The sequence below is a fragment of the Aliiroseovarius sp. genome, assembly GCF_965228805.1.
Taxonomy (GTDB): Bacteria; Pseudomonadota; Alphaproteobacteria; order Rhodobacterales; family Rhodobacteraceae; genus JASBTN01.
On record NZ_CBDDIE010000003.1, the window covers coordinates 2,047,536 to 2,068,331 of the forward strand.

Here is a 20,796-nt window from a genome sequence, read left to right on the forward strand (position 1 = left end):
GTTTCAAGCGGGCAAAGCTGGGGGCAGAGATGCCCGGGGAATGATCCATGTCGAAAGACCCCTTGCTGTCCGCCTTGATCCTGCCGGGTGCCGTATGAGTGCCGCCGCGGCCCTGGCCCGGTTTGCCGTCACCGCCACGCCGCCCGAGGCGCTGATGCCGATCATCGCCCCCGCCATTGCCGACTGCTTCGGCTGCATCCTGGCGGGCGCCGACAGCGAGGTGGCGCTGCGCACGCGCGAGGCTATCGCGCCGCTTGGCGCCGGGACGGCGCCCGTCTTTGGCACGCAGATGTCTCTGCCCGCCCCCCATGCCGCGCTCACCAACGCAGTGGCGGGCCATGCCTGGGACCTGGATGATTGGGAGGAACCGGGCAACACCCACCCCACGGTCGTGCTGCTGCCCGCCCTTCTTGCCGCCGCTGATCTGCACCCGGCGGATGGGCAGACCCTGGCCGCTGCCTATGCCGTGGGGACCGAGATCATCATGCGCCTGGGCGAGGCGCTCTCGCTCGATCACTACGCGCGTGGTTTTCATTCCACGGGCACCCTGGGCGCCATCGGGGCCGCCGGGGCAGTGGCGCGGTTGATCGGGCTGGATGAGGCGCAGGCTACCCACGCGCTTGCCATCGCCGGTTCGCAGGCCAGCGGCTACACGGTGCAGTTTGGCTCGAACGCCAAACCGCTGCAGGCGGGGTTTGCCGCCCGTGCCGGGGTCGAGGCGGCTTTGCTGGCGCGTGTGGGCGCGACCGGGCAGGCCCAAGTGTTGGACCATCCACGCGGGTTCGCCGGGTTGATGGGGGATCATGATCCGTCCCGCCTTGAGGCCATGGCAGAACGTCTGGGCGCACCTTGGGCGCTTGATCAATACGGGCTGATCCTGAAACCCTGGCCCAGTTGCGGCTATACCCACCGGCTGATGACGGCCGCGTTGGAGCTGCGCCCGCAGCTCGCTGGTTGCTTGTCCGAGGTCGCGGGAATCCACGCTTGGATGCCCGATTTTCACCACGCAATCTTGCCGTTTCATCAGCCGAAATCCCGTAACGAGGCGTTGTTCTCGGCTCCGGCTTGCCTGGCCCAGGCTTTGGTGACCGGTGGTCTGACTTTGGCGGACAGTGAGGCCGCGTTTTGGCAGGCGCCCGAGGTGGCCCGGCTGATCAGCCTCACGTCGGTCACGCCCGAACCCGCGCGCAATCCCACGCTGAACTACGACCCCGACCAGCCCGACGGGCTGCGCATCACCCTGGCGGATGGCACTACGTTGGAAACCACCTGCGCGCTGCCGTTGGGTGCCCCTGGCAACCCCATGAGCCCCGAGGCGCTGGCCGACAAATTTCACGCGATCACAGCACGGCCCGCGCAAGCTGTTCATGGCCTGCTGGACTGGCCCGCCGCCCCCGATATTTCGCTTTTCTTCAAGGAGATGGCCCAATGAATAGCCCCAGACGAAGCGGTGGTCGTGCCGCGCGCAGGCAGGAACGTGCCCAGGGTGCCGGGTCTGGCACGACCGAGGCGATCTGGCCAGGTATCGAGGGTGGGCAATACAGCCCCCTGACCGCAGGTGAGATCCGCATGATCGACGAGACCGCCATGCGCATCCTTGAAGAAATCGGCGTGAAAGGTGCTACTCCGACTTGCGTTGACACGATCTGTGCAGCGGGTGGCAGCTTGACCGAGGACGGACGACTGTTGATGCCCGAAGACATGGTGCGGCGCGTGCTGGAGACTGCTGGGCGGGGCTTCAAGCTCCATGGGCAGAGGCCGGAATACGACCTCGATCCCTCCGGCAGCCGCATCCATTTCGGCACGTCCGGCGCGGCGGTGCATATCATCGACAGCGAGACCGGCAGGGTCCGCGACAGTACCCTGCGCGACCTCTATGACATGGCGCGTCTGGCCGAGGCGCTGCCGAACATCCACATGTTCCAACGCACCGTGGTGGCCCGAGACGTGACCGACCCGCGCGAGATGGACCTGAACACCGCCTATGCCTGCCTGAAGGGCACGGCGAAACCGGTGGGCATGTCCTTTGGCTCAGGCGAAGTGATGGAGGAGGCTGTCGAGATGGCCGCGATCCTCATGGGTGGGCACGATGCTCTGCGGGCCCGGCCGCCCCTATGCGTGTCCACCTGTTTCATCGTGCCGCCCCTGACCTTCGCCGAGGAGGCGCTGGGCGTGATCGAATGTGCGGCACGGCATGGGATCCCGATCAAGTTGGTCTCGGCGGGCCAAGCGGGGGCGACCAGCCCGGCGCCCCTGGCGGGCGCAGTGGCGCAGCAAACCGCCGAGGTGCTGGCGGGACTTGTTTATGTGAACCTGTTGAACCCCGGCCACCCGGCCACCTTCGGCGCCCTACCCTTTGTCAGCGACCTGCGTACCGGGGCCATGTCCGGGGGCAGCGCCGAACAGGGGCTTTTGATGGCCGCCTGCGCGCAGATGGCGCGGTTCTATCGCATTCCCTGCGCGGTGTCGGCGGGGATGACGGACAGCAAGATGCCGGATTTCCAGGCGGGGTATGAGAAGGGCTATACCGAACTTTTGTCGGCCCTTGCAGGCGCCAACCTGATTTATGAAGCGGCGGGGATGTATGGATCCCTGCTGGGCTGCTCGCTGGAAAGCTTCGTTTTGGACAATGACATGATCGGCTCGCTCATGCGGGCCACGCGCGGGTTCGAGGTGACGTCCGATACCCTATCGTTGGAGGTGATCCGCGATGTCTGCATCGGCGGGCCGGGGCATTTCCTGGGGCACGCACAAACGCTTGCGCGCATGGAGGCGGATTATTTCTACCCGGCGCTGGCCGACCGACGCACGCCGCAGGAATGGGCGGATGCGCCGGACAAGGACCTGTTGGCGCGTGCCCGCGAACGCACGCGCGCCCTGTTGGCGGAACCGGACCCATCCCATGTGCCGCCCGAGATCGACGTCGAGATCCGCGCGCGCTTTCCGATCCGGCTTTAGGAGGGAACTACTCGCTGTATTCCTCCGTACCCCCCTCATGGTCGCGGCCTCCGCGCCTGCGGCCTAGGCCGAGGTCGATGCCGAAGTCGAAGATGATACGCGGGCGGGTGCGTGGTTGCTCGACAGGTGGTTCGGGCTCGGCGGGCGGGGCCGTTTGCGCGGGTGCCGGCGCAGGGGTAGTGCGGCGCGGCGGGTTGATCACGTCCATCCGTGTGCAGGCCTTGCCCGGCGCGCCTTGCGCGTTCGGCGCTCGGCCATAAAGCGCCTCGTAGACCGCCGCCATATCCTCGGGATCAATCTCGCGACCCAGCTGTTCGGACAGGGCGGCCACGGCAGCACGGGTGCGCCGCCCCGGGATGCCATCGGCAATGCCCGGGTTCAATCCTCGTGCGGCCAGCCCGACCTGGACCATGCGTACCAAGGCGCGGTCATCGACGGCATAGACCAGTTCGATACAGTTCTCGGTGCCCCTGGCCACCCAACCCGGCAGGCGTACAGTGATTGAAATATTGCTGCCAGCGCCGGGCACGATTGGATCCGGGTACAGGCAGAGCGACCGGCCGCCACCGGCCGGGCTGCAATGCCAACCGCCAACGTCGGTGCCATTTGCCCCTGCATCGACCCGCTGTGTCTCGCTGAGGAAGACGGGGCCGGGCAGGGGGGCGTTCCCTTGGTTCGAGAGCGAGATTTCGAACCCACAGCCACGCCCGGCCCGGCATTGGTCGGGCTGCAGCTTGTCCAACAACATCTCGGGCGTCAGTGCGACCGGTTCAGGCTCGGGTTCGGGGTCTGGCGCGGCGGTTGCTGTGTCTTCCTCTGCCGGTTCGCATTGTTTTTCGCACTCTTCAAGTTGCGCGCGCAGGACGGCCTCCTGTTGTCGCCAGCGCTCCAGCAGGGTGGAGAGGTCGGCAACGGCTTCCTCCTGCGTCAGGAGGTCAAAGGCAAAGGCATCGATCTCGCCCAGCAGGTCCGCGGCGCGTGCGCTTTCGCGGTCGATGATCTCCTGCGCCGCGGAGGTATCCTGGCCCGCGTCTTCCAGGCGGGCGCGTTCGACCAGAGCCTCGGTGAAAGCGTCCTGGGCCGCGCGTTTGTCGGCCTCCAGCGCCTCGACCCGGCCGCGCAGGGTGTCCAGCCGCGTCTGTGCTTCGCCCAACAGCCGTTCGGTGGTAATGGCCGAACCGATGGCATCGTTCAGCAGGCTCACGATCTGTGCGCAGGGGGCGCAATCGGTGCTGGCAAAACGCGGATCGGTCTGGGGTTGACCGTCGTCCAAGGCGGTTTCGGACCCGTCCTCGGCCGGTGCACACTGCTTTTCGCACTCTGCCAGCTGGGCTTTCAGCGTCGCGACCTGCTGGGTCAGTTCGTCGACGCGGGCCTGGGCGGTTTCCAGCTCCTGCTGCGCCAGTTCGCGATCGGCGGGGGCGAGCTCTTCGGCCTCCTCCAGCTCGTGCCGCTCGGCATCGACGCCGTGCAGCTCCTGGTCGATCTCGGCCTTGCGCGCATCGTCGGCGGAGGTCAGCCATTCCTCGTTCAGGGCTGCCTCACGGGCTTCGAGCCCGGCCAATGCCTCGGCCCGTGCCGTGGCTGCGGTGTCCAGAGCAGTAAGTGCTGCCCGGGCGGCGTCGCGGTCGCGTTCCGCGCCGATCAGAGTGCCGACCGCATCGTTCACCAGGCTCGCCAGCACCTCGCAAGGGGCACAATCGGTGCGCACGAAGGGCGAGGGATCGTCATTCAGCGCGACATTCGTATCCTCGTCAGTGGGGGCGCATTGTTTCTCGCATTCGGCCAGTTGCGCCTTGAGGTCGGCGACCTGTCGGGTCAGCTCGTCCACCCGCGCCTGGGCGGTGGTGACCTCCTGTTCGGCCAGTTCGGTGTCGGCGGGGGCGAGCTCTTCGGCATCTTCCAGGCCGTGGCGTTCGGCGTCCACGCGGTGCAGTTCGGCATCGATCTCGTTGCGGCGCCCCTCGTCTTTCGAGGTTAACCATTCCTCGTTCAGGTTGGCCTCGTGGGTTTCAAGCTCACCCAACCGGGTCTGCCGTTTGGCCGAGGCCGACTGGATCCCCGCCAGTTTGTCCTGCGCCGCCTTCAGGTCGCGGTCGGCGCCGATCAGCGTGCCGACCGCATCGTTGACCATGCTGGCCAGCGCTTCGCAGGGGGCGCAATCGGTGCGCACGAAGGGGGCGGGATCATGCACGGCGATGGCACCGCCGTCCTCGGCCGGGGCACATTGTTTCTCACATTCGGTCAGCTGCGCCTTGAGCTCCGCCACCAGCCGGTTGGCCGCGTCGAAGGTGGCCTCGGCGGCCTCGATGACCTCCACCGCCTCGGACTGTGCGATTTCGCCTGCGGCCCGGGCATCCTCCAAGGCGTGGCGTTCACCATCGACCTCATGCAGCTCGGTATCGATCTCGGCTTGACGGTCGGCATCGGCGGAGGTCAGCCATTCTTCGTTCAGGGCCCGTTCCCGGGCCGACAACCGGTTCAGCCCCGTTTCGCGGTCTGTCTGTTCGCGGGTCAGGTCACGCAGCCGTTGTTTGGCCTCGGCCAGCGCACGTTCGGCGGCAATGGCGGAGCCCACGGCGTCGTTGACCAGGCTTGCCAGCGCCGCGCAGGGCGGGCAGTCGGTGGAGACGAAGTCGTCCTGCCCATAGGTCGGGTCTTGCCCCAGGCCGGTGGCGGTGTCGTCGCCGCGCGAGGTGCATTTCGCCTCGCAGGAGGCAATCAGACCACGCACTGCTTCGATGGCGCGGCTCAGGCTGGCGTGACGCCGCATGCCTTCGCGCAACCGGGTCCGGGTGGTTTCGATCACCGTCTCGGTGCTGGCGATCTGCCGTTCGACCACACGCCGTTCCGTGTCGATGGCATCCAGCTGCGGACGGATCGCCGGGTCGAGCGGGTTGGTGCCCACCGGGCTCACCTCCGCCTCTCGGGTATCCAGCGCGGCCAGAGCCGCCTTCTGTTCAGCCAGCTTGGCACGATGGGTCTTCAGCTCGGCCACAGTCGATTGGATTTCATGGGCGAGGATATAGCGGTTCAGCATCAGCCGGTTCAGCGCGTCCACGTGATCCTGGCATTCCGGGCAATCGGTGGTGGCGTACTGGTATTTCTCAGGCTGCGGCCAGGCCGGGTCGAATGTTCCGCCGCCCAGGCCGATTTCATTGCCTTCGGCCTCTGGGTTGCAGTTGAAATTGCAAATCTCCAGCTGGGCGCGCAGGGCGTTGATCTGCACGGTCAACTCCTGGTGCTTGGCCTGGTTTTCTTCAATGCGGGCTTCGTAGTCGGCGATGTTCTCTTCGGCGCGCAGGCGCATTTCCAGCAGGCGGAAGCGTTCACCGTCGATCTCCCAGAGCCGATCGAGCGCAGCATCCTCATTCGCGCCACCCTCGGCCCCGACGCGCAGGATTTGGCCCATCAGCCGTTCCTCGCGGGCCAGTTTGGCATCTTCGGAAATGGCGTGTTCCAGCATGCGGCGGGCGTGTTTCAACATCTGCACGTCGAACTGGATGTCATGGGCGACCTCGCGTCGCGCGGACATGATACGTGCCAGTTCGTCGGCCAGCGGCTGGCATTCCGGACAGGCGGCCAGGATCGGGCCGAAGTTCTCGGGCACCGGGTATGCGGGGTCATAAAGGCTGGTCTTTGGCCCATCTACAGCGGTGGCTGGACAGTTTTCCTCGCACTCCGCCAGGCGTTTCCGCGCGGCTTCCAGTAGCAGCGTGTGCAGCTGGTAGTTGGCCAGTGCCTCCAACAGGGCGCGTGTCTGTGTCTCGATAGTGCGCGCCAGCCCCTCCTGATCGCGCATGTTCTGCGCGCGCTTGTCACGCAGGCTGCGCAGGGCGGCCTCGGCTTCGGCCTGGTCCATCTGGTCATAGCGCTGATCGATCCAGTCTGCGCTTTCCGGCGGGGCTGAGGGGCTGAAGCTGGCCAGCAGATGACGATAAAGCGCCTGTTCCTGCAGCAGAAGATCGCGCGCCTCATGGCCCAGCCGTTCCAGCGTCGCGTGGTTGCGGGTCAGGCTCTCATGGGTCCATTGCGCATCCACGGCGAAGCCGCGGCGGTGCGCGCGGATCTGGTTGACCTGTTTGGCAAAGGGCTGACATTCGGCGCATTTCGCGACGACGCCGAGGAAGTTCTCAGGCGTCGGGATGGCGCTGGCGGGGATGGTGCCGGGGGTGACCGGTGGCGGGGTCTCGATCGGTTCGTCGAGGTCCAGCTCGGCCACGTCACATTGCAGCTCGCATTGATGCATGGCGGATTGCAGACGCAGGGCCGCGCGCATCGCGGCCACCGCCTGTTCGCGCAAGGGTTCCAACGCGCGCAGCTTGGCGTCCAGCTCGGCCCGGGCACGGGCCAAGACCCCCTGAGCCTCGACCAGCTGTTCATAGGCCTCCTCTTCGGCCCAATTCGCCTCGTTATAGGCATTCGTGTCGAGCGATGTGCCCTCGGGCCGGTCGAACAGAAGCGCATGGGCAAGGTCTTCGGCGGCCTTGCGGGTCGCTTCGATTTCAGCCGCTTTCTGGCGCGCGGCCAGGAAAGCGTCGGTGGCTCTGCGGACCTCGGCCATCCCGGCCTCATAGGTCGCGCGGGCGGCGTCATAGTGGTCGACGGCGGCGTGGTAGACCGCCTGTTCGTTCCGGCATTTGTCGCAGATGGTCGCGACCTTCTGAATGTCGCGCAGCACGTCCGGGCGCATCGGCCCACCGGGCAGCCCGTCGGATTGCGCCGTGGCGACGAGCGGGACCAGCATGCCGAAAATCAAATAGGCAAGCAGGCGCAGAAATGTGGAAATCGGACCAAGCATCGCGCTCCCCTCCCCGAGAGTTCGAAGGCTGACTGGACCGCCCTCGAAGGGGGCAATCGGCGTGGTTGGCATACGGCCAGAACATGCAGAAAGGACCCGGAGGGTAGCATTTTTTGCCAAATGCGGCAAATTCGCGGAGGCAGGGCAGGGGCAGGCTGTGGTAAGGGAAAGTGACGTAGCGGCGCGCGGGGCCAGGCTTCGGCGCTAACGTGTTGCGCCGGGCGGGATTATCTATAAATCTCGCCCGTGACCGAATCAAATGCGGGATTCTATAGATAAAATGACCGATCAAGCGACCAGCTGGACCCGAGACGCCGCGCAGGCCCTGTATGACCTGCCCTTCATGGACCTGCTTTTCAAGGCGCAGACGGTCCATCGCGCGAACTTCGATCCCAACAAGGTGCAGATGTCCAAGCTCTTGTCGATTAAGACCGGCGGCTGTGCCGAGGACTGCGCCTATTGCTCGCAATCGGCGCGCAACGGCTCGAAATTGTCCGCCTCGAAACTGATCGAGGTCGAACGCGTGCTGTCCGAGGCCCGCAAGGCCAAGGATGCCGGCGCCACCCGCTATTGCATGGGCGCCGCCTGGCGTGAGCCCAAGGAACGCGACATGGATCAGCTGATCGCCATGGTCGAGGGCGTGAAGGCGCTGGGCATGGAAAGCTGCATGACCCTGGGCATGCTGGAGGATAACCAGGTGTTGCGCCTGCGCGATGCCGGGCTGGATTACTACAACCACAATATCGACACTTCCGAGCGGTATTACCCCGAGGTCATTACCACCCGCACCTTCGCCGACCGGATCGACACGCTGAACCGCGTGCGCGAGGCGGGGATCAAGGTCTGTTCGGGCGGTATCCTGGGCATGGGCGAAGAGAAGCAGGACCGCATCGACATGCTGGTCTCGCTCGCCAACCTCGACGAGGCGCCCGATAGCGTGCCGATCAACATGTTGATGCCGCAGGCCGACACGCCGCTGGCCGATGCGAAACCGGTCGATCCGATCGACTTCGTGCGCATCATCGCCGTTGCCCGCATCATGATGCCGACCTCGCATGTGCGCCTTTCCGCGGGTCGCACCGACATGTCGGACGAAACGCAAGCGATGTGCTTCTTCGCCGGTGCGAACTCGATCTTCGTCGGCGACACGCTGCTGACCGCCGACAACCCGGAAGAAGACAATGACATGGCGCTGTTTGCCAAGCTGGGCATCAATCCCATGAAGGCCGAGGATCACTGCGACCACCGCTCCGCGCCGAAGGTGCAGCCGCCCAATCTGAAGCCCTTTGCAAAGGTCGAGGCTGCTGAATGAGCGCAACCGCGCGGCTTTCCGGTGCGCTGGACGCCCTGGCCGCGCGCCATCGCTTGCGACGGTTGATCCCGGCGCAGGGGCTGGATTTTGCATCGAATGATTACCTGGGCTTGTCGGGCTCCGAGCTGCTGACCCAAGCCGCGCACGACGCGCTGGACCGTGGCGTGCCCCTGGGCGCGGGCGGCTCGCGCCTGTTGCGTGGCAACCACGCCGAACATGAGGCGCTGGAGGCCGAGGCCGCCGCCTTCTTCGGCACCGAGGCCGCCCTGTTCATGGGTGGGGGCTTTCAGGCCAACCAGGCACTGTTTTCCACCCTGCCTGCTAAGGGCGACCTGATCCTGCATGACGAACTGGTTCATGCCAGCGCGCATGAAGGCATGCGCCTGGGCCGCGCCGAGACCCGCGCCTTTGCGCATAATGACGTGGATGTTGCACGCGATGTGCTGGCCGCTTGGCGGGCCGAGGGCGGCACGGGGCAGGTCTGGATCGCGGTCGAAAGCGTCTATTCGATGGAAGGCTCGGTTGCCCCCTTGGAAGACCTAGCCAGCCTGGCCCGCGACGACGGGGCTGTGCTGGTGGTGGACGAGGCCCACGCGACCGGCGTCTTCGGCAACCACGGCGCGGGGCTGGCCCATGGGCTCGACGCCGAGGTGCTGACCCTGCACACCTGTGGCAAAGGGCTGGGCCTGTCGGGTGGGCTCCTCTGCGGGCCGCGTGTGATGATCGACACGCTGATCAACCGCGCCCGCCCCTTCATCTTTGCCACGGCCCCCGCGCCGCTGACCGCCGCGCTGGTCCGCGCCGCCCTGCGTGCGCTGCAATCAGACCCGTCCCTGCAAGCTGCCGCGCAGACCCGCGTGGCCCATGCCCATGTCGCGGCAAAGGCGCAACTCGGGCTCGAAGGGCTCGACAGCCAGATCATACCGGTTATCCTCCGTGATGACGAACGCACGATGGAGACCGCAAAGGCCCTGCAGGCCCGCGGTTTCGACGTGCGCGGCATCCGCCCGCCCACCGTGCCACGCGGCACCTCGCGGCTGCGCATCTCGATCACCGGGAATGTGACCAAGGCCGACATCTCGGCCCTCTTCGCCGCCATTTCAGACATCCAACAGGAGCAGCCATGACCGCCCTGATCGTGGCCGGCACCGATACCGGCGTCGGCAAGACCCTCTTTTCCGCTGGCCTGACCGCTGCCCTGGGGGCGGCCTATTGGAAACCCGTGCAATCGGGCCTGGAAGACGAGACCGACAGCGAGGTTGTCGCGCGCCTCTCCGGGGTCACCCCGCTGCCGGAGACCTACCGGCTGCAACTGCCCGCCTCGCCGCACCTGTCAGCCGAGGCCGAAGGGATCGAGATCGACCCGGATACGCTGGTGATCCCCGAGGTCGACGGCCCGCTGGTGGTCGAAGGGGCTGGGGGGCTGATGGTGCCGCTCAATCGCCAGACCTATTACCTCGACCTGATTGCCAGCTGGAAGGCGCCGGTGATCCTGGTCGCACGCACCCAGCTGGGCACGATCAACCACACCACCCTGTCGCTGATGGCGCTCAGAAACGCGGGCTGCCCGGTGGTCGGTGTGGCCTTCTCTGGCGAGGCCGAACCGCTGGTCGAGGAAACCATCGCCCAGATGTCCGATATCCCCCACCTGGGCCGCCTGGACCCGATCGCAAATGTGACACCTGAAAGCCTCACCAGGGCCTTCGAGGCCATCGACATGGACACGATCCGAGGCGCGCTATGACCCCGCTTGAGTTTGACGCCCAGCACCTCTGGCACCCCTATACCAACGTCGCCAACCCCGGCCCGATGCACCTGATCACTGGGGCGGAGGGCGTCTGGCTGACACGGGCCGATGGCGGCAAGATGATCGACGCCATGTCGTCCTGGTGGTGCGCCATTCACGGTCACCGTCACCCGGCGATCACCGCCGCCATGCAGGCGCAGCTGGACACGCTGCCCCATGTCATGTTCGGCGGGCTGACCCACCAACCGGCGGTGGATCTGGGGCAGAAGATGCTTGATCTGCTGCCCGGCGACCTCAACCGCATCTTCTATTGCGACAGCGGCTCGGTCTCGGTCGAGGTGGCGCTGAAAATGGCGGTGCAATACCAGATGGCGCAAGACCGCAGTGGAAAGGTCGAGTTCGCCACCATTCGCGGCGGCTATCACGGCGACACCTGGAAGGCGATGAGCGTCTGTGACCCGGTGAACGGCATGCACGGGCTGTTCCGTGGCGCCCTGTCGATCCAGCACTTCCTGCCGTGCCCGACGGTGCGGCTGGAGGACGACTGGTCCGAGGCACCCGAAGACAACGGTCTGGCCGCGCTGGAGGCGCTGCTGGTCGAAAAGGGCGACCGGATCGCAGCGCTGATCCTCGAGCCACTCGTGCAGGGCGCGGGCGGCATGTATTTCTATCACCCCGGCTACTTGCGCGGCGCGCGGGAGCTGTGCGACGCGCACAATGTGCTGCTGATCTTCGACGAGATCGCCACCGGGTTTGGCCGCACCGGCAAGCTCTTTGCTATGGATCATGCAGGCGTCACCCCGGATATCGTCTGCCTCGGCAAGGCGCTGACCGGCGGGCATATCTCTTTCGCCGCTACCGTGACCTCGGCCCATGTGGCGATGGAGATCGGCAACAGCGAGGCGGGCGTCTTCATGCATGGGCCTACCTATATGGCAAACCCGCTGGCTTGTGCCGCCGGGGTGGCCAGTCTGACCCTGCTGGCCGAAGGCGACTGGCAGGCGCGGGTGGCCGCGATCGAAGCACAGATGCGCGAAGAACTGGCCCCGGCGGCGAACCTGCCCGGCGTGGCCCATGTGCGTACACTGGGCGCGATTGGGGTGATCGAGATGACCGACACGGTGAACCCCGCCGTCGCCCACCGCGCGGCGATAGAGACCGGCGTCTGGCTGCGCCCCTTCGCACGCAATATCTATTGCATGCCACCCTTCGTAATCTCGCCCGACGAGCTGTCGCGTGTAACGTCGGCCATGGTGGCCCTGGCGAAAGGCGAATGAATGCAACGCCGGTGGTTGGCCAGGGGCGACGGCTCCGACCTGGTGCTTGTGTTTTCCGGCTGGGTGCTGGGGGCTGAGCCGTTTGCGGGGCTGACTGGCGCGGCGGATGTGCTGTTGGTCGAGGATTACACGACGCTGGATGAACTCCCTGAAGTTGCGGGCTTTGGTCACGTGGCGCTGTTGGCCTATTCCTTCGGCGTGGCCTCGGCAGCGCATTGGCTGGCTCAGACGGGCGCCAAGGTTGACCGCAAAGTCGCCGTAGCCGGAACGCTCTACCCGGCAGATGCCGAGAAGGGGATCGCACCGGAAACCGTGCGCGCCACCGCCGAGGGGTTGACCCCCGACACCTTCTCCAAATTCTGCCGCCGCGCCGGGTTGGACGGTCCGGCGCCGGAGATCGACATCAAGGCCGCACGGGCCGAACTTCTGGCCATCGCGGATCGCGGTGCCGCGCCGGACCCCGGCTTCGACCAGGTCTGGATCCCCAAACGCGACCGCATCATCCCGACCCGCGCGCAGCATGCCGCCTGGGCCGGACATCCGGATGTTCGAGAGGTCGGCGGCGGCCACGTGCCCTTCCGTGCGGGCCAGAGCTGGCAGGAGTGGCTGACATGACCCCGCAGCATTCCGACCGTGTGCGGCGCAGTTTCAGCCGCAGTTTTGACAGCTATCACGCCGCGGCGGATCAGCAGGTTTGGGTGGCGGACCGGCTGGTGACGGCGCTGCGGGATGCGGGCGCTCCGACGCAGTTTCACCGCGCCTTCGAGTTTGGCTGCGGCACCGGCCACTTGACCCGTGCTCTGACTGAGGCCTATGGCTTTGATCAACTGACGCTGAACGACTTGACGCCCGATGCGCGGGCCACGGCCAAAGCGCACGGGGCCAGCTTCCTGCCCGGGGATGTCGAAACGCTGGCTTGGCCCGCCGGGATGGAACTGGTGGCCTCGGCGTCGACCATTCAATGGCTGAACGACCCCATGCGGGTGTTGAGGGCGGCTGCAGAGGAGTTGGCACCCGGTGGCTGGTTGGCCGTGTCTGGATTCGGACCGGATCAGTACCGTGAGCTCGCGCAGCTTGGGTCGAAGGCTGCGGCACCTGGGCTTTGCGCGGTTGAGGCCCTGGCTGAGGCCGTTTCCGAACACCTGGAAGTCATGGCGATGGGTGAGGCCCGGAGGCTGCAGCTCTTCCCGACCCCCGTAGACGTCCTGCGTCACCTGCGCCGCACCGGGGTCAACGCCCGTGCACAGGGGGCCTGGAGCAAGTCGCGGCTGGCGCGGTTCAGCACCGATTACATCCGCGCATTCGGAACCGAAGAGGGCGTGCCGCTGACCTACCACCCGGTTTGGATCGTCGCCCGAAAGCGGGGCTGATCATCAAGCGCTTTCGCGTTGAACGAGCGCGCCCTGGAACCGGTCCAGCGCTTCGCCATCCGCGTCTCCCTTCAGCACGGCCACCAGCCCCTCGGCCATCTCGGTCAGAGGTTGGCGATAGGTGGTCAGCCGGTAATGCGGGTTCTGCGCCTGGGGCACGTCGTCGAAGCCGGTGACGGCGATATCCTGGGGCACGCGCAGGCCGAACGCGTGGCGGATCGCATCCACTGCGCCCATCGCCAGCGCGTCGTTTTCGCAGACCAGGATGTCCGGCTGCTGCCCCGCGGGCTGCGTGCGCAGATGCCGTGCGACGGCGTCATAGGCCAGGTTCGGATCATAGGCGGGCACGGCGACGATGTCGGGTGCGGTGCCCATGCGCGTCTGCCAGTCACGCGCAAAGGTTTCCTTGCGCATCAGGTGAGCCGACTGCGTCTGTGGCCCGGCCAAGAACAGCGGGCGGCGATAGTTCTTGTCGATCACATACTGCGCAATTGTTCCCATAGCCGCTTCGTCGTCGCAACAGATTGAGATCGTATCGGGGTTCTCCGAATAGCGCGCAAAGACGATCAGCTTGCGCACCCTCCGCGCGCCCAGGGCGGTGGTCAGCACCTGGTCCGAGAACCGGCTGCCGATCAACACCGCCGCATCCACGCGACGCTGGCTGGCGTTCAGTAGTGCGGCAGAGGTATCCTCCTCGTCCAGAGTATTGACCAGCAGCGTGTCCCACCCCGCCTTGCGCAGGCTGCGGGTCAGCGCCTCCATCATCATGAGCTTGTGAGGGTTGATGAAGTCATCGACCAGAAGCGCCACCAGGTTGGACCGGTCGGATGCCAGGCTGGCCGCCAGCAGGTCGGGCACATAGCCCAGTTCCTCGGCCGCAGCCATGACCTTCTCGCGGCTTTTCTTCGAGATCGAGGCATCCGCCTTGAAGGCGCGGCCCACCGTCCAGCGCGACACGCCCGCCAGGGCAGCGACGTCATCAGCCGTCACTGCACCGCCTGTCCGTTTGTCCGATCCGTCGCTCATCCCAGCCTCCTTCCCGCAAGCTAGTGGGGAAAAGCCGGCTTGGCTATTGCCTTTTTGCACGCGAGTGCAAAACAATATTGCATCCGGTTGCAAAACAGCCTTAGATGGTGCCCGATCACAGATTCTTGGAGGGTAACGTGCTCAAGGTCGGACTTCTTGGCGCCGGGCGCATCGGCAATGTGCATGCAAAGGCAATCTCGGCGCATCCGGGTAGCAAACTGGTCGCGGTTTCGGATGTTTTTGCGGAAAACGCGGAGAAACTGGCGGCTGAATATGGAGTTGCGGTGAAGAGCTCGGAGGAGATCATCGCTGATCCTGCCATCGACGCGGTGCTGATCGCCACCTCGACCGACACCCATTCGCCGCTGATCGAGGCGGCGACGGCCGCCGGCAAGGCGGTTCTGTGCGAGAAACCCGTGGACCTGAGCCTGGAGCGGGCCCGCGCCTGTCTGGCGGCCGTCGAGCCCACCGGCCAGCCGGTCATGATCGGCTTCAACCGACGGTTCGACCCCAGCTTCGGCGCTCTGAAGGCCGCGGCGCAGGGGGGAGAGATCGGCAAGGCCGAGCTCCTGGCCCTGACCTCCTTCGATCCGGCCCCGCCGCCGGTGGAATATGTAAAGGTCTCGGGCGGGTTGTTCCGCGACATGATGATCCATGACTTCGACATGGCGAATTTCCTGATGGGCGAGGCGCCGGTGACGGTGTCCGCTGCGGGCAGTTCGATCGTCGATCCGGCGATCGGTGCGGCGGGTGATGTGGACACGGCGGTCGTGACCATGACTTATGCCGACGGTCGTATTGCGGTGATCAAGAACTCCCGACGCGCGGCCTATGGTTACGACCAGCGCATCGAGCTGCTGGGCTCCGAAGGCCTGTTGCAGGCGCAGAACCAATTGGAAAACCTGGTGGTGAAATCCACCGCGGGCGGGGTGACTGGGGCGAAGCCCACCTGGTTCTTCCTGGAACGCTACATGCCCGCCTATGAGGCCGAATGGGCCGCTTTCGTGGAAGCGGTCGAAGCTGGCACGCCCATGCCCGTGACCCTGGCCGACGGCGTCGCCGCCCTGGCAATGGCCGAAGCCGCCGCGCGCTCACTTGCCGAGGGCAAGCCGGTCGCCCTGGCGGGTATCCAGTAACCCCTCCGCGCGGAAAAGGACGACGACATGACCGTGAAGATCGGGATTTCCCCCATTGCCTGGCAGAATGATGACCTGCCGGACCTGACTGCCGCCTATACGATGGAACAGGCCCTGCGCGAGGCGCGGCAGATCGGCTATACCGGTGTCGAACGTGGCCGCCGCATGCCCCAGGACACCGAGGGGCTGCGCGCCTATCTGGCCGCCAACGATATCGCGCTCTGCGGGGGCTGGTGTTCCGGCAACCTGCTGGTCGCTTCGGTGGCGGAGGAAATCGAGGCCACCCGCCAGCAGGTCGAGCAATTCGTGGCGCTCGATGGCCCCTGTATCGTTTATGCGGAATGCTCGAACACGGTGCAGGGGGACATTTCGACCCCGGTGAACAATCGCCCGAAACTGACCCGCGACGAGGTCACGGGCTATGCCGCCAAGCTCTCAGAGCTTGCCAAATCCATGGCCGACCGGGGCATGGTGTTGGCCTACCACCACCACATGGGTTCGATGATCGAAGATGCCGAGGATATCGACTGGCTGATGGAGGGCAGCTCGGACGAGGTCACGCTGCTCTTCGACACCGGGCACCTGCTGTTCGGCGGCGGCGATGTGCTGGCGACCTTGAACAAATGGGGCCATCGCGTGCGCCACGTGCATTTCAAGGACGTGCGTCCGGACGTGACCCGTTGGGTGCGCGAGGAAAACAAAAGCTTCCTGGACGGTGTCATCGCCGGGGCCTTTACCGTACCCGGCGACCCGGACGGGTCCATCGACTTCCAGGCCGTGACGGACGCGCTGGCGCGTATGGAGTACAAGGGCTGGATTGTGGTCGAGGCCGAACAGGACCCCGCCAAGGCCGCGCCCTACGACTACTCCAAGCTGGGCTACGACCACATCGTGGAGATCTGTAAACACTCCGGCCTGGCCATCCAGACCTGATTTCACCGCCCCTAACGGGGTCAACACCACACCATGACGATGGAGGTTATCATGGTAGAACGCGAACTCGGATTTATCCCCTATTTCGATCGGGAGTCCTGCGACCTCGACGAGTTCAAGGTGTTGACCTCGCAAGCCCTCTCCCCCGCCGCCGTGCCTCTGGCTGCGGATGTGGTAAAGAACGTACCGCTTTATGACATGACGGTGCTGCGACCCGCGCTGGAGGACCCTGCGCGGCGGCGTGAACTGTTGGCCGAATGGGGCTGGGTGCTGTTGCAATCGGCAGGTGTGATTGTGCTGAAACACGCCTATGCGGACACCTCCGTGATCGACCGCGCCAGCGATGTGTTCCGCGCACTGATCGCCGAGGAACGCGAAGGCGGGGCTGGCAAGGGCGACCATTTCGCGGCCTCCGGTGCCAATGACCGGGTTTGGAATTCGGCGCAGAAACATTGCCTGCGCGACCCGGAGGGCTTTGCGCTCTACTTCGGCAACCCGGCGATCGCGGCGGCGGCCGAGGCCTGGCTGGGCCCGCATTACCAGGTCACCGCACAGGTGAACCAGGTGCGTCCTGGCGGGCAGGCGCAAACGGCGCATCGCGATTACCACCTGGGCTTCCAGTCGCAGGCCCTGGCCGCGCAATACCCCGCGCATTCCCATGCTGTGACCGCGGTTCTGACCTTGCAAGGCGCTGTCGCCCATGTGGACATGCCGGTGGAAAGCGGGCCGACAAAGCTCTTGCCCTTCTCGCAGCTCTACGGGCCCGGCTACCTGGCGTTTCACGAGGAAGACCACCAGGCCTATTTCGACCAGGCCTGCATCCAACTGCCCTTGGAAAAGGGCGATGCGGTCTTCTTCAACCCGGCGCTTTTTCACGCCGCCGGGGCCAATGTCAGCTCTGATATCCACCGTATGGTGAACCTCTTGCAGGTCTCGTCGCCTTTCGGGCGTGCCATGGAGGCGCTGGACCGTCGTGCCATGAGCGAGGCCCTGTTCCCGGCTTTGGCGGAGCTGAAACTAGCGGGCCGATTGGATGCTGCCCAGATCGACGCTGCGATTGCTGCCTGCGCCGAGGGCTATGCCTTCCCCACGAACCTGGATACCGACCCGCCGATTGGCGGCAATGCCCCCGACAGCCAGGCGGATCTGTTGCGCCGCGCCCTTGACGAGGGCTGGGCCCCGTCCAAACTGACCGAAACCCTGACCGCGCTCGCCGCGCGCCAGAGACCGTGAAAGGAGCCGAAATGTCAGAGCTTTTGAAAAGACCCTTCGGCACCCGTGGCAAGGTGCATGACATCACCCCCGCCAGCGCCGGGTGGCGTTATGTCGGCTTTGGACTGCACCGACTGCGGGCGGGCGACCAGGTGGCCGAGGCGACCGGTGACAATGAGGTCATCCTGGTGATGGTCGAAGGCAAGGCGCAAGTCACCGGGGCGGGGCAGGACTGGGGCGTGCTGGGTGAGCGCATGAATGTGTTCGAAAAGACCGCTCCACATTGCCTCTACCTGCCCAATGGCAGCGACTGGGCGGCGGTGGCGGAAACCGACTGCACCATCGCGGTCTGTGCCGCGCCGGGCAAGGGCGGGCACGATGCCCGCCGCATTGGCCCGGACGGCATCACCCTGACCGAACGCGGCAAGGGCACCAACACGCGCTACATCAACAATATCGCGATGGAGGCGGAGGATTATGCCGACAGCCTGCTGGTGACCGAGGTGTTTACTCCGGCGGGCCACTGGTCGTCCTTTCCCAGCCACCGCCACGATGAAGATGATTTCCCGCGTATCACCTACCTGGAGGAGACCTATTATCACCGGCTGAACCCGGCGGATGGGTTCGGTATCCAGCGGGTGTATACGGATGATCGCAGCCTGGATGAAACCATGGCGGTCAGCGACGGTGACGTCGTCTGCGTGCCGCGCGGTCACCACCCCTGCGGTGCACCCTATGGGTTCGAGATGTACTATCTGAACGTCATGGCCGGCCCCCGCCGCAACTGGCGCTTCGTCCCCGCGCCGGAAGTCGAATGGATCATGGAGCGGGATGGGTAACTTGCTGGGAGCGTGTTGAAAAGGGCCCGCTGCGGGAACGTGGCGGGCCTTTTTCGTGGGTCAAAGCGCGGCACGGAAATCGAAGGCTTCGTCATGCACGCGCCGTCCGCCGCCTTGGGCCTGCCAGGCCTCGCGGGTCAAGATTTTCAACCCCTCGGGACCGCAGAGGAATAGCTCTGCCTTCGGAGTGATCCGGCCCATTTCTGCCGCCTGCCAGCTCGCCCAAGCCCGTCTCGGGCAGGCGCAGGTTTGGCTCCATCGCCCAGTGCAGGCCGAGCGTTATCACCGCGCCGTAGCCGAACCAGCGGTGGGCGCGATAGGAGCGGTCCGGCCCGCCCATGAGGGCATCCAGCCAGCGCCAGCGCGACGCCAGAACCAGAGCGGACGCCATCGCCACGACCGCACCCAGACCCAGCCCCTGGGTCAGGGTGGAAGGGCCGCTCAACCCCTGGGTGGTCGCGCCGACGAGCGTGGTCAGCGCCAGGACAATGACAAGGGGCAGGCCAAGCCCTTGCAGGTTTGAAGGCCGGGCGGACATGCGCCGGGGTGGGGCGGGGTGTGACAGGTCGGACACGGGGAGGCTCCTGATTCTAAAACTCGTTTAGGACAGGTGACAGGCCAGGTTTTCCCGGCCCCTGCGCGAACCATACATTTCTGTAATCTTGTGCCTTTCGCTGGGCGGTTGCACCGCTTGCTTCACGTGTAAATTAGGGTTCGCCTATGTTTTGGTGTCGCGAATTAGAGGGGGCCTAATCAGTGCTGACGCAGACTGTTCTTTCGCGAAGCGCGCCCAACGGCAATTTAGGGCAGGTAAACGGATTTCGGCCCCGAACCGGATTCGCCGCAAACCCCCGCCGATGGCCCGCTGAAGGAAGGAACGCACATGCCTGTTGAGACGATTGACACCCTGGTCGTGGGCGCCGGACAGGCGGGGATCGCGCTCAGCGAACACCTGGGTAATCGCGGCGTGCCGCACTTGATCCTGGAAAAAAACCGCGTTGCCGAAGCTTGGCGCAGCGGGCGTTGGGACAAGCTGGTCACCAATGGACCGGTCTGGCATGACCGTTTTCCCAGCCTTGAATTCAAGGGCAATGCGCCGGATGAGTTCGTGACCAAGGACCGGGTGGCGGACTACCTGGAGGAATACGCGGCGATGGTGAAGGCGCCGATCCGCACCGGGGTCGAGGTGCTGAAGGCTGAACGCCTGCCGGGCCGCGCGGGTTTTCGGGTCGAAACCTCGGCAGGTGAGATCGAAGCCAAGCGCATTGTTGCTGCCACAGGCGCCTTCCAGCATCCGGTGATCCCGCCGATCGTGCCGCAGACCGAAAAGATCGAGCAGATCCATTCCTTCCACTACAAGAACCCCGAACAACTGCCCGAGGGTGCGGTGATGGTGGTGGGCGCGGGATCGTCCGGCGCGCAGATCGCCGACGAGCTGAACCGCGCCGGGCGCAAGGTCTTCCTGTCGGTCGGCCCGCATGACCGCCCGCCGCGTCGCTATCGTGACCGTGATTTCGTCTGGTGGCTGGGCGTGCTGGGCCTGTGGGACGTTGCCGCACAGAAGCCAGGCACCGAACATGTGACCATCTCGGTCAGTGGCGCCTATGGCGGGCACACGATGGACTTCCGGCGCCTGGCGGGCGAGGGCGTGACCCTGACCGGCATGACCGACAGCTACAAGGACGGCGTGCTGAGTTTCCGCGGCGACCTGCAGGACAATGTCGCCGCTGGCGACGAGAACTACCATGAGATGCTGGACGCCGCCGATGCCTATGTCGCGCGCACCGGTCTGGACCTGCCCGAAGAGCCCGAGGCCCGCAAGGCCTGGCCCGATCCCGACTGCCTGACCACCCCGCTGTCCCAGATCGACCTGGCCGCCGAAGGAGTGAACACGATCATCTGGGCCACCGGGTTCCGGCAGGATTTCAACTGGATGAAGGTCGACGGTTTCAACGAACGTGGCGCGCCAATCCACCAGCGCGGTGTCTCGGTCGAACCCGATATCTATTTCCTGGGCCTGCCCTGGCAGTCCCGGCGTGGCTCCACCTTCCTGTGGGGGGTGTGGCACGACGCCAAACACATCGCCGACCAGATCGCGATCCAGCGCGATTACCTGGCCTATGACGGCTCGGCCGAAACGGTCACCGCCGAACAGATCACTCAAGACGCCTGACGAGGAACAGCC

The 20,796-nt window shown here is 65.5% G+C and carries 16 protein-coding genes; 13 read left to right on the forward strand and 3 right to left on the reverse strand.

Going from position 1 to position 20,796, the window contains the following annotated elements; genetic code table 11:
* The first annotated feature begins 94 nt into the window (after positions 1-94).
* Together ACO07D_RS11145 and ACO07D_RS11150 are read left to right on the forward strand one after the other, a co-directional pair.
* Positions 95-1,432: an MmgE/PrpD family protein gene (locus tag ACO07D_RS11145; RefSeq protein WP_421703014.1), complete on the forward strand. Its 1,338-nt coding sequence runs from the start codon at positions 95-97 to the stop codon at positions 1,430-1,432.
* Entirely contained in the window at positions 1,429-2,958 is a 1,530-nt protein-coding gene (locus ACO07D_RS11150; RefSeq protein WP_421703015.1) for a trimethylamine methyltransferase family protein, read from the forward strand. The genes ACO07D_RS11145 and ACO07D_RS11150 overlap by 4 nt, the downstream gene beginning before the upstream one ends.
* A 7-nt stretch (positions 2,959-2,965) precedes the next feature.
* Here ACO07D_RS11150 and ACO07D_RS11155 read toward each other — a convergent pair whose 3' ends face one another.
* Positions 2,966-7,705, reverse strand: a complete 4,740-nt coding sequence (locus ACO07D_RS11155) for a hypothetical protein (protein ID WP_421703016.1) — start codon at positions 7,703-7,705, stop codon at positions 2,966-2,968.
* Positions 7,706-8,039: 334 nt separating this feature from the next.
* On the opposite strand from ACO07D_RS11155, the gene bioB reads away from it, so the two are divergent.
* The 6 genes from bioB to ACO07D_RS11185 are packed head-to-tail and all read left to right on the forward strand — an operon-like array spanning position 8,040 to position 13,465.
* Positions 8,040-9,071: a biotin synthase BioB gene (gene bioB, locus ACO07D_RS11160; RefSeq protein WP_421703017.1), complete on the forward strand. Its 1,032-nt coding sequence runs from the start codon at positions 8,040-8,042 to the stop codon at positions 9,069-9,071.
* The gene (locus tag ACO07D_RS11165; RefSeq protein WP_421703018.1) at positions 9,068-10,198 is read left to right on the forward strand and encodes an aminotransferase class I/II-fold pyridoxal phosphate-dependent enzyme; all 1,131 of its coding nucleotides are present in this window, start codon (positions 9,068-9,070) and stop codon (positions 10,196-10,198) included. The genes bioB and ACO07D_RS11165 overlap by 4 nt, the downstream gene beginning before the upstream one ends.
* Positions 10,195-10,815, forward strand: a complete 621-nt coding sequence (gene bioD, locus ACO07D_RS11170) for a dethiobiotin synthase (protein WP_421703019.1) — start codon at positions 10,195-10,197, stop codon at positions 10,813-10,815. Before ACO07D_RS11165 ends, bioD begins: the two co-directional genes overlap by 4 nt.
* A complete protein-coding gene (gene bioA / locus ACO07D_RS11175; protein WP_421703020.1) occupies positions 10,812-12,095 on the forward strand; it encodes an adenosylmethionine--8-amino-7-oxononanoate transaminase in 1,284 nt (427 codons plus the stop codon). The genes bioD and bioA overlap by 4 nt, the downstream gene beginning before the upstream one ends.
* Positions 12,096-12,710: a pimeloyl-ACP methyl esterase BioG family protein gene (locus tag ACO07D_RS11180; protein ID WP_421703021.1), complete on the forward strand. Its 615-nt coding sequence runs from the start codon at positions 12,096-12,098 to the stop codon at positions 12,708-12,710.
* On the forward strand, positions 12,707-13,465 hold the full coding sequence (locus ACO07D_RS11185; RefSeq protein ID WP_421703022.1) for a methyltransferase domain-containing protein: 759 nt from the start codon (positions 12,707-12,709) through the stop codon (positions 13,463-13,465). The genes ACO07D_RS11180 and ACO07D_RS11185 overlap by 4 nt, the downstream gene beginning before the upstream one ends.
* A gap of 3 nt (positions 13,466-13,468) precedes the next feature.
* On the opposite strand, the gene ACO07D_RS11190 is transcribed toward ACO07D_RS11185, so the two are convergent.
* Complete coding sequence (locus ACO07D_RS11190) at positions 13,469-14,491, reverse strand: LacI family DNA-binding transcriptional regulator (protein WP_421703023.1); 1,023 nt, start codon at positions 14,489-14,491, stop codon at positions 13,469-13,471.
* Between the two features lie 137 nt (positions 14,492-14,628).
* Between ACO07D_RS11190 and iolG the strand changes: the two genes are divergently transcribed.
* The 4 genes from iolG to iolB are packed head-to-tail and all read left to right on the forward strand — an operon-like array spanning position 14,629 to position 18,611.
* A complete protein-coding gene (gene iolG / locus ACO07D_RS11195) occupies positions 14,629-15,627 on the forward strand; it encodes an inositol 2-dehydrogenase (protein WP_421703024.1) in 999 nt (332 codons plus the stop codon).
* 27 nt (positions 15,628-15,654) lie between these two features.
* Complete coding sequence (iolE, locus tag ACO07D_RS11200; protein ID WP_421703025.1) at positions 15,655-16,560, forward strand: myo-inosose-2 dehydratase; 906 nt, start codon at positions 15,655-15,657, stop codon at positions 16,558-16,560.
* Positions 16,561-16,611: 51 nt separating this feature from the next.
* The gene (locus ACO07D_RS11205) at positions 16,612-17,793 is read left to right on the forward strand and encodes a phytanoyl-CoA dioxygenase family protein (RefSeq protein WP_421703026.1); all 1,182 of its coding nucleotides are present in this window, start codon (positions 16,612-16,614) and stop codon (positions 17,791-17,793) included.
* Between the two features lie 11 nt (positions 17,794-17,804).
* Positions 17,805-18,611, forward strand: a complete 807-nt coding sequence (gene iolB, locus ACO07D_RS11210) for a 5-deoxy-glucuronate isomerase (RefSeq protein WP_421703027.1) — start codon at positions 17,805-17,807, stop codon at positions 18,609-18,611.
* 91 nt (positions 18,612-18,702) lie between these two features.
* Here iolB and ACO07D_RS11215 read toward each other — a convergent pair whose 3' ends face one another.
* Positions 18,703-19,185 carry a hypothetical protein gene (locus ACO07D_RS11215; protein WP_421703028.1) on the reverse strand — a complete coding sequence of 161 codons (483 nt, stop codon included), beginning with the start codon at positions 19,183-19,185 and terminating at the stop codon, positions 18,703-18,705.
* Between the two features lie 309 nt (positions 19,186-19,494).
* On the opposite strand from ACO07D_RS11215, the gene ACO07D_RS11220 reads away from it, so the two are divergent.
* The gene (locus tag ACO07D_RS11220; RefSeq protein ID WP_421703029.1) at positions 19,495-20,784 is read left to right on the forward strand and encodes a flavin-containing monooxygenase; all 1,290 of its coding nucleotides are present in this window, start codon (positions 19,495-19,497) and stop codon (positions 20,782-20,784) included.
* The last annotated feature ends 12 nt before the right edge of the window (positions 20,785-20,796 follow it).

Excerpts from the sequence above, each read along its gene's own strand:
- ACO07D_RS11165 (WP_421703018.1), top strand. The coding sequence starts at position 9,068 with ATGAGCGCAACCGCGCGGCTTTCCGGTGCGCTGGACGCCCTGGCCGCG.
- bioB (WP_421703017.1), top strand. The coding sequence starts at position 8,040 with ATGACCGATCAAGCGACCAGCTGGACCCGAGACGCCGCGCAGGCCCTG.
- ACO07D_RS11220 (WP_421703029.1), top strand. The coding sequence starts at position 19,495 with ATGCCTGTTGAGACGATTGACACCCTGGTCGTGGGCGCCGGACAGGCG.
- iolE (WP_421703025.1), top strand. The coding sequence starts at position 15,655 with ATGACCGTGAAGATCGGGATTTCCCCCATTGCCTGGCAGAATGATGAC.
- bioA (WP_421703020.1), top strand. The coding sequence starts at position 10,812 with ATGACCCCGCTTGAGTTTGACGCCCAGCACCTCTGGCACCCCTATACC.
- ACO07D_RS11205 (WP_421703026.1), top strand. The coding sequence starts at position 16,612 with ATGGTAGAACGCGAACTCGGATTTATCCCCTATTTCGATCGGGAGTCC.
- iolB (WP_421703027.1), top strand. The coding sequence starts at position 17,805 with ATGTCAGAGCTTTTGAAAAGACCCTTCGGCACCCGTGGCAAGGTGCAT.
- ACO07D_RS11155 (WP_421703016.1), bottom strand. The coding sequence starts at position 7,705 with ATGCTGGTCCCGCTCGTCGCCACGGCGCAATCCGACGGGCTGCCCGGT.
- bioD (WP_421703019.1), top strand. The coding sequence starts at position 10,195 with ATGACCGCCCTGATCGTGGCCGGCACCGATACCGGCGTCGGCAAGACC.
- ACO07D_RS11180 (WP_421703021.1), top strand. The coding sequence starts at position 12,096 with ATGCAACGCCGGTGGTTGGCCAGGGGCGACGGCTCCGACCTGGTGCTT.
- ACO07D_RS11185 (WP_421703022.1), top strand. The coding sequence starts at position 12,707 with ATGACCCCGCAGCATTCCGACCGTGTGCGGCGCAGTTTCAGCCGCAGT.
- ACO07D_RS11145 (WP_421703014.1), top strand. The coding sequence starts at position 95 with ATGAGTGCCGCCGCGGCCCTGGCCCGGTTTGCCGTCACCGCCACGCCG.
- ACO07D_RS11150 (WP_421703015.1), top strand. The coding sequence starts at position 1,429 with ATGAATAGCCCCAGACGAAGCGGTGGTCGTGCCGCGCGCAGGCAGGAA.
- ACO07D_RS11190 (WP_421703023.1), bottom strand. The coding sequence starts at position 14,491 with ATGAGCGACGGATCGGACAAACGGACAGGCGGTGCAGTGACGGCTGAT.